This is a genomic window from Thiocapsa sp. (assembly GCF_011390875.1).
Taxonomy (GTDB): Bacteria; Pseudomonadota; Gammaproteobacteria; order Chromatiales; family Chromatiaceae; genus Thiocapsa.
Genome location: NZ_JAABRP010000217.1, coordinates 1 through 7,503 on the forward strand (window position 1 = coordinate 1; position 7,503 = coordinate 7,503).

At 60.1% G+C, this 7,503-nt stretch carries 9 protein-coding genes; 4 read left to right on the plus strand and 5 right to left on the minus strand.

Annotated elements, in window-relative coordinates:
- Window positions 1-208: 208 nt before the first annotated feature.
- Window positions 209-376 carry a hypothetical protein gene (locus GPT33_RS15495; protein WP_296810564.1) on the plus strand — a complete coding sequence of 56 codons (168 nt, stop codon included), beginning with the start codon at window positions 209-211 and terminating at the stop codon, window positions 374-376.
- A 136-nt stretch (window positions 377-512) separates the two neighbouring features.
- Here the strand turns inward: GPT33_RS15495 and GPT33_RS15500 are convergent, their stop codons facing one another.
- Both GPT33_RS15500 and GPT33_RS15505 read right to left on the minus strand, forming a co-directional pair.
- The gene (locus tag GPT33_RS15500) at window positions 513-1,055 is read right to left on the minus strand and encodes a hypothetical protein (RefSeq protein WP_296810567.1); all 543 of its coding nucleotides are present in this window, start codon (window positions 1,053-1,055) and stop codon (window positions 513-515) included.
- A gap of 169 nt (window positions 1,056-1,224) precedes the next feature.
- Window positions 1,225-1,491 (minus strand): alpha/beta hydrolase, encoded by a 267-nt coding sequence (locus tag GPT33_RS15505; RefSeq protein ID WP_296810569.1) that lies wholly within the window; start codon window positions 1,489-1,491, stop codon window positions 1,225-1,227.
- 5 nt (window positions 1,492-1,496) lie between these two features.
- Between GPT33_RS15505 and GPT33_RS15510 the strand changes: the two genes are divergently transcribed.
- On the plus strand, window positions 1,497-2,108 hold the full coding sequence (locus GPT33_RS15510) for a hypothetical protein (protein WP_296810572.1): 612 nt from the start codon (window positions 1,497-1,499) through the stop codon (window positions 2,106-2,108).
- A 1,730-nt stretch (window positions 2,109-3,838) separates the two neighbouring features.
- Here GPT33_RS15510 and GPT33_RS15515 read toward each other — a convergent pair.
- On the minus strand, window positions 3,839-4,579 hold the full coding sequence (locus GPT33_RS15515; RefSeq protein ID WP_296810574.1) for a Crp/Fnr family transcriptional regulator: 741 nt from the start codon (window positions 4,577-4,579) through the stop codon (window positions 3,839-3,841).
- 643 nt (window positions 4,580-5,222) lie between these two features.
- Between GPT33_RS15515 and GPT33_RS15520 the strand changes: the two genes are divergently transcribed.
- The gene (locus GPT33_RS15520; RefSeq protein WP_296810575.1) at window positions 5,223-5,570 is read left to right on the plus strand and encodes a hypothetical protein; all 348 of its coding nucleotides are present in this window, start codon (window positions 5,223-5,225) and stop codon (window positions 5,568-5,570) included.
- A gap of 12 nt (window positions 5,571-5,582) precedes the next feature.
- On the opposite strand, the gene GPT33_RS15525 is transcribed toward GPT33_RS15520, so the two are convergent.
- Window positions 5,583-5,918 (minus strand): hypothetical protein, encoded by a 336-nt coding sequence (locus GPT33_RS15525; protein ID WP_296810578.1) that lies wholly within the window; start codon window positions 5,916-5,918, stop codon window positions 5,583-5,585.
- A 97-nt stretch (window positions 5,919-6,015) separates the two neighbouring features.
- Window positions 6,016-7,089 carry a DUF2333 family protein gene (locus tag GPT33_RS15530; RefSeq protein ID WP_296810581.1) on the minus strand — a complete coding sequence of 358 codons (1,074 nt, stop codon included), beginning with the start codon at window positions 7,087-7,089 and terminating at the stop codon, window positions 6,016-6,018.
- A gap of 160 nt (window positions 7,090-7,249) precedes the next feature.
- Between GPT33_RS15530 and GPT33_RS15535 the strand changes: the two genes are divergently transcribed.
- Window positions 7,250-7,503: hypothetical protein (locus GPT33_RS15535; RefSeq protein ID WP_296810583.1), on the plus strand; the 254-nt coding region annotated here is incomplete at its 3' end.

Here is a 7,503-nt window from a genome sequence, read left to right on the forward strand (position 1 = left end):
ACCCACCTGGCACGCCGGCCCGCAGGTCCGCCTGGTTTGCCACTCCCCGTTGCGCACAACACCGCATTCCAGCGGGTTGCCTTCGATCCTGACGCCAAGGGTTCAGGGCGCCGACCGACGGCTGTGACGGCACCCCGGGGCCGGGCAGCCAAGGCATTGGACCCACCGCTAAAACACGACAACCCCCAACGTTCTGAAGGTATCGACCATGGCAACAGCACTGCTTCCAGCTGCGATCGACATCCGAATTACGCGGATCGAACAGCTGTTTGAGACATTCGATCCCTCGCCCTTTCGCGAACGCGACCTCTATCCCGCCGCCACCACCTTCATCGTCGATTGGGCGCGGGAACTGAACCGCTCCATCCCGATCTAGCTGCACCTCCATGTGGGTAACGCGCGTCCTGAACAGGAGGCACCGGAAGAAGTCGTCAGCGCGATCCAGGGTTACATCAGCGGTCTGCGACCGGCCGTGCTGCCCGCGCTCCAGCACGAGATCCACGGTCGGTAGGTCAGTCCTTGCGCAGCAGCCGCTTGGAGAGGATGTCCCATTTCTTGATGTCGAATTCGCCCTCGGTGAGCACGCCCTCGCGCTCGAGGGCCTTTAGCCCACGTAGAAGCCTGATCACGTCCTCGACTCCGCTCGACCGATTGGTGATCTGTCGTTTCAGGCGGGCAAGCTCCTCCGGGGTCAGCACGCCCTCGCGGTGCAGCGCGGCGAGCCTGGCAAGCCCTTCTGCGATGCCGGCGGGTGCGAGCGCTGCACCCGCGTAGATGGCGTCGAGATCGTTGCGGATGGCCCGCTCATCATGGACGCTCACGCGCGGTGTCTTGGCGCCTGCATTGATGCGCCGACCGGCAGCGGTGAGGGCGCGGCCCTTGCGCAAAGCATCTTGGCGCAGGGCGGTGTTGGCCGGGTCGTCGGCCAAGGCCGCGAGGGCATCTCGGTAGGCATCCTTCGCGGTCGCGTAGGCGCGATGCTCGGCATGGGTCTTGAGGATGGCGAACGCGAATACCGCACCGACGATCAGCCAAAACCAGATGCTGTTGTCCATGTTACTGCTCCTGCTTCCTCGGGCGAGCCGTGGTCTCGCAAACGACGCATAGACTCCCATCCAGAATAGTCGTCCTTTCAACCATTGCGAGTCTACCGCTTCGTTGATGTGAGGATCAGCGGCGTCCCCTTGCAGATTTTTCGTGTTCGAGACCAAGTAGGTCATTATCTTACTTCGACTTCTCAGGCGGCTCGCCGCTCGCGTTGCTCGGCTGCTTGCAATCCCCGAGGTCGGTCCCCGTCGCGGCCAAAACCGCTTCGATCGCGGCGACGACCGTCTCAGGGTGATCCTCCTGGATGAAATGTCCGCTGCCTTGCGCCACCTGCAACTCACCCTGCGGTGAAAGAGCGGCCGTTCGGCGCTGGATCTCGAGCCACAGTGCTTCCCGCTCGGCGGTATCCTGATGATCGGACGCAACTAGAACCAGCAGCGGCACATCAGATGAAGACCACGGGGCGGTCGTGCGTTCCTTCGATTCGGGAGGAGATCAGGGCATCCCCCGTTTGCAGCCGCCGCTGGTCGTCGGCCTTCGCCGGCTGGAGCCACACGATCGCGCTCGCGAGGGTCGCGGCGAGGCGTTTTCGACTGCTCGGCCGCGTCCGTTTTTTGATCGGAACCGAACGAATCCGGCGCTTGGCGAGGCAGACCCCCAACCCCGCCATGTTCCGCGCTCTTCTATTGTCTGCCATTGATCTGCTCCGAGAAACGTTTCTTGCTCTGACCACCAACTCGAATCCCCATCGGCAGCGATTGACAGCAGAAGGGTACCGGAACCCGCCTGCGTTCGGTGGCGCACAGACAGTAGCGGGTTTCGTCGCTAAACCGCGTTTCGACATCGACAAAGCTTCCCAGACCGTGAACATCTCCGAAACCCAGCCGCAGGTTCGCTACAACGCGGCCCAGCCGGTGGCTCAGATTGCGAGTGAAGGCGAGCCACAGGTTCAGTTCAATCAGTCAGGTGAGGCTCGCGTCCAGATTCGGCAGTTGAGCGTCGACGAGACCCGGGAAATGGCAAAGCAGCAGATGCAGGGCCAGACGGCGGAACAGAGATAAGGATTCAGCACAACCGGCAACGGCCAGCGGGCGAGCCCGCGACGACGCGAATACCGCCGTGAGTGCAACGTCCACGCGAGACATGCCGTCGACTGTCGCGGAAATCACTGGCTACACCATTGTCGACAGTCAAGTGAAGAAGCCAGTGACCATCGGTAGCATGTGAACCGGATTTCGAGGTGACCTCTGTGTTGACCTCGGGCCGGCGGAGCGATCCGCCGGCTAATGTTCGTCGACCGCCCGTGCCGCTGTTGTACGGGCTTTCTCCTAATGGAGTCATCGCCCTGCCTCAGCTATTCAGGCACCGCCGGACGAAAGCGGCGGCAAACAGATAAGCCCCGACCAAAGTGATGGTGAGTCCTCGACGTACCTCAAATCACGTTCTCCCCGATGTACCCATCGAGATCACCACCAGGGTCAGCGTCGCGAGATACCGAGCGGACGACGACGCGGCAGCCTGATTCCCGGCTGCGACGCCCTCAGAACAATTATATCATCTCTATGGTCTTAGGCATGTGTGGTGGTCTGTTGGTTTCCGGTTGCAGCACGCACCTGGCAAAGGAGACAGACATTGTCGCTCATAGGGCTAACCCGATGTTTGAAGACTACTCTGAAGACGCGGATATCCCGTTATTTTTTAACAAAAAACGGCTAGAGCGAATGGTTCCGGGCAGGCCGACTTTGAGGCAGAGAGCGCATTGCGCAGGACACGGGATTTTGCGGATTGGGTTGTCAGCTCAAGAGACAATCTCAACATTCCATTCGCGATTGTCGATAAGGTGAACACCAAGGTTTATGTGTTTGAACATGAGGGAAAGCTGCACGGCGCAGCCTCCGTGCTGCTGGGACTGGCGCGAGGTGATGAAGTAGCCCCCGGCGTTGGTAGCAAGCCGATGTCACAGATCTCCCCTGAGGAGCGTAAAAGTCATCGTCTGTCTGCGCGCACACGACCAGTTAAAGCAAATTCGCAGCGTTACGGACCCGTCCTTGTCGATCGAATATTCGGGTGGAAGCGGACTCGAAACGGATCCCTGAGCGTCATAAAAGATCGGCTGCGAGGAGGCGGCGAAAATCAGGCCGGTATGGCCGAGGAGGATGGTAGGGAAGGCAATCGCAGCGGGCCGGAATTGAATAGAAATCACGACGCTACACTCCAGACACGAGTCGCCTGGAATTTCCCTCGGCATTTGCCGTCAACTTGAGAAGTTCAATTTCCAAGTTAACAGCAAATACGGTCGACAATGGGGAGTAATTAATTGCGGTCTGGTTTCGGCTCATACATCGGGGCTGCGGCGGCTGGCGCCGGCTCATACTTCGATGCGGTGCTGCAGGCCGCGAGTGTCAGCACCAACACCAAAGCCATGGTGCCGAAAAGCGCACTTGTGGAGATGTTGTTCATTTGTCGTTACCCATGGTAGAAGTGGTTTAGAAATTCAGGCTACTGAAATTCCGGCGGCAATATCGATGCTTGACTGCCGGCATCGCCCACACAGAGCCGTCTGCCTTCACGCCACCCGACATCCAATCTGATGTCTCACTATCAGTCTACCCCGCGCTGAGCACTTCATCCGTACGGTGGCGCACATTGGACGCCTGCAACGGAGCCGTTGCAGGTTGGGGTACGGGACCCATGAACAGAGCCCGGAGCGGCGCCGAGCCGATGTGCATGGCAGTATCGGATAGGGCCCATTTCTAACCAGAAGCGGCGATCGGTGCGACCCTCGACGCCCTCAACGTGGAGGAATCACCTCGGGAAGCAGGCGGTGATACTCTTTCCTGACCACCTCGTAGCACTCGCACACCCGCGCTTCCAGGCCCGGTCTATCCAGCACCGTGATTCGGCCCCGGCTGTAGTCGATCAACCCTGCACGCTGCAAGTTCCCGGCAGCCTCGGTCACACCCTCGCGCCGCACACCGAGCATGCCGGCGATCAGCTCCTGAGTCATCCGGAGCTCGTTGGAGGGTAGACGATCGAGTCTGAGCAGCAGCCAGCGACAGAGCTGCTGGTCCACCGTGTGATGACGATTGCAGACGGCGGTCTGCGCCATTTGGGTCAGCAGAGCCTGGCTGTAGCACATCAACAGCGGCGGCAGGACCCCTTCGCGACGCCCTCCGGTACGCGTGAGCGCTTGCTTTAACAGCGACCCGCCAAGCCGATACGCCTCCCCGGCGCTCTGCACCACGGCACGATTCGGCATGGTCTCCCCGCCCATAAAGAGTGCAATGCCGACGATGCCGTCATTGCCGACCACGGCGATCTCCGCAGATGCGCCATTCTCCATGACATACAGGAGGGACACGATGGCCGTGGTCGGAAAAAAAACGTAATCCAACTTGCCCCCGGCCTCGTGGAGTGTCTGCCCGAGCACCAGCGTGACCAGCTCGAGGTGGGATAGCAGCTTGCGATACTCGGGCTCGGGCAGGGTGGCGAGCAGACAGTTTTGGCGCGGGCTCGGGCTGGCGATGGGCATGAGAGATTTCCGGCGACCTCGCTCTGATTATCGGGAAAAGATAGTATGGCGCGCTTGGCATCTTCTTCCTATGTGCGCTTCCAAACAGAGTTCTGCCGGCGTCGCCGCTACACTCGATTGTAATCTCGCCGGTAGGTCAGGCAAGCAGGCCGACGCTGCAATCATGAGCCCCGGTGGAGACACACCGTGACCACGACGAGCATTCTTTTCAGCCATTCCGCGCGATATCCAGACCGGCATGGCCTTCGTTCTTGTGCAGCAGCTCGCGCCGGATTCACCGAAGCGATCGTGGTTCCGGTGCGAGACCCCCGGTCGTGCTGGATACGGACCTGCGGGTGGTCTCGGCCACCCGCCCCTTCCACCGCCCATTCCGTCTGAACGAAACGGACGGCGCGAGGACCGCAGCGCACATCCACCCAACGAATCGCCCCTGACGGCCGAGGATCGACCATGACCGACCCCCATGATTCGGAAGACAGGAAGGATCCGGGCGAAACGGGCATCCCGCACCACGCCTCATCCCGCGAGGAGACCTCGGCGCGGCTGCGCCGACGAGCCGAAGATCGCCTACCGACATCCGACGCCCTGCCTCCCCCGAGCGCTCACGCCAGAGGAAGCCGAACGCCTGATCCACGAGCTGCGCGTGCATCAAATCGAGCTCGAGCTTCAGAACGAAGGGCTGCTGCGCACTCAGGAGGCGCTGGAGACTGCCCGGTCACGTTACTTGGATCTCTACGATCTGGTCAGCCGTGCGCTGACCCGCTTCGCCACCGACTGCGAGGCGTCCTCTGAATTCCACGACCGTCAACGCAGGGAGAACGGGGACGACCTCTGGTTCGCGGCCTATCTGGAGCCGATCACGGATGACCGGAACCGACGCAGTCAGAGTGAAGTTGACCGCGATCGGCTCGAAAGGCTCGATCGCGAGCTCGCCGGATACAACATCGATATTCCAGCCAACCAGCAATCTGTGGCCCGCCGCAAAACCTGAAGTCGTAAGGGGTTACGACGGCGCTGGCTCGGATGGCGGCTTCGCGCCGACGCCATGACCCAGGTCGTGAGCCATCTGCGCGGCAATATCGTGCTGCATTTGCATGACCTCCTTGCGGAGGGCTTGATTAGCCCTTTGCATGTCCGTCAATGACGGGCGCAGCACCGAGGCCAGGCCTGGATCACGAAGGACGGCGGTGCGCAGACGTACCAAGGCGATTGCGCTGCTTTGGTATTCTTGAAAGACACCCAGTAGGACAAAGAGATGTTCTGCCAAGTCATTTTCTGAATGAACACCTGTTCTGCTGCCGGCGATATGCCGACCGGCTTGCTCGTCACTTTGCAACATGGCTCGGTCTCTCTCATGGGAACGCATGCAATGTTTAGGCTTCCATGGCCTTTCCGGCGCCCTCTGTCCGAGGAGGGCACGATTGTCGGGCTCTTTGCTAGCCCTCGATCAAGAGCCGACGAAGGTCGATGATTGCCGCATTCGCGCGGGAGATGTAAGAGGCCATTACCAGGGAATGGTTGCCCATAGGTCCGAAACCGGTACCGTTGAGGATCATGGGGCTCCAGATCATGTTCTGGGTATTGTCCAACTCCCGCACGATCTGCTTCAGGGACACAAGGGCGTTCTTGTCTTCTAGAACCGAGGCGAAGTCCTTCTCCATGGCTGTCAGGGTCCGGAGCAGCGCCCAGGTATAGCCCCGAGCCTCGAAGAAAACATCGTCGATCTCGAGCCAAGGCGTCTTCTTCCAGGTTTGTCCGGCGGCAGGCGATGCCTTCGCGGCGCTGGCATCGCCGGCCAAGGCCGTGTCAAGCGGGGCTTGACCGACGGCGTAGGACAGCCGCTGGGAAAGACTGCCGAGACGCTTTGCAACGACCTGCAGATAGGCAGCCAAATTGTCGGCGCGGGCAAAGAACTCCCCATCACCTTTTTTATCGTCGGAAAGTCGCGCCATATAGCGCTGCAGCGCCGCGATCCCGTCGCGATATTCCGATTCGGATGATGGGAAGATCCAGGAATGAGAATCATAGTTGAACTTCGGCTCCGCAGTCTGGAGATCGACGTCTTCCACCGATTGCGTTTGCGACCGACTGAAGTCATTGCGCAAGGCGCGCGATAAATCGCGAAGCTCGGTCAAGGCGCCGAATTCCCAGTTCGGGATATTGTCCAGGAAAATCCCCGGAGGCGTAATGTCGTTCGTCAGGTAGCCGCCCGGTTTATTCAAAAGTGTCTCGCCAATCGCACTGGCCGCTGCGGTAGTCATGGTTCCGGGCACAAGCTTGGTCGAATCCTGCCCGACCTGCTGCATGGCGTATTCATTGACATCAATAAATCCGGGTGAGCGCGACCAAACGACACCCAAGATGACCATAACCACCAGGTAGGTCACTACAAATAGCCCTGCAGTCCACCACAGACCTTTCTCCTTCCAAGTGCGTGGATCATAGTACTTCGCGACCTTCACGACCCGATTCCTAAGCTGCGGGGCTCTCGTTTTGACTTCGGCGTCCATCTGTGTCTCCTCTCGCATGTCGGAACTCCTCGGAAGCCGGGGCTTTCCGAGGAGCGGTTCGGTCCTTCAGATGATCAGATGGAGTCGCAATGCTGCTCGGCGGCCTTGATCACCAGTTTGTATTCACCGATGCGACGTTTTCGACTCCGCCGGCGATCACTTGGCTTCCGTCGATACTCGCCTGCAAATCGACTTCGGCCGTTCGATCGACCGACTGCCCGGCCCGCTCGGCCGGAACCTCTTGCTCGCAACGACCTACGCCAGTGCGAAAACCAGGATCACCGCCGACATCAGGCTGAGTTCGAGGATCGCTTCATTCCCGCACGCGCCTGGTTACTTCGTGGCTGCATCCGTGACGTCCTCAACCTTGTCCCCCGTCTTCTCGACGGTTCGATCGACCGTTTCTCCAGCCTG

What these genes read in the sequence shown, in the direction of transcription:
- GPT33_RS15515 (WP_296810574.1), bottom strand. Translation starts at nt 4,579, where the DNA reads ATGCCCATCGCCAGCCCGAGCCCGCGCCAAAACTGTCTGCTCGCCACC.
- GPT33_RS15500 (WP_296810567.1), bottom strand. Translation starts at nt 1,055, where the DNA reads ATGGACAACAGCATCTGGTTTTGGCTGATCGTCGGTGCGGTATTCGCG.
- GPT33_RS15530 (WP_296810581.1), bottom strand. Translation starts at nt 7,089, where the DNA reads ATGGACGCCGAAGTCAAAACGAGAGCCCCGCAGCTTAGGAATCGGGTC.
- GPT33_RS15510 (WP_296810572.1), top strand. Translation starts at nt 1,497, where the DNA reads ATGAAGACCACGGGGCGGTCGTGCGTTCCTTCGATTCGGGAGGAGATC.
- GPT33_RS15495 (WP_296810564.1), top strand. Translation starts at nt 209, where the DNA reads ATGGCAACAGCACTGCTTCCAGCTGCGATCGACATCCGAATTACGCGG.
- GPT33_RS15525 (WP_296810578.1), bottom strand. Translation starts at nt 5,918, where the DNA reads ATGTTGCAAAGTGACGAGCAAGCCGGTCGGCATATCGCCGGCAGCAGA.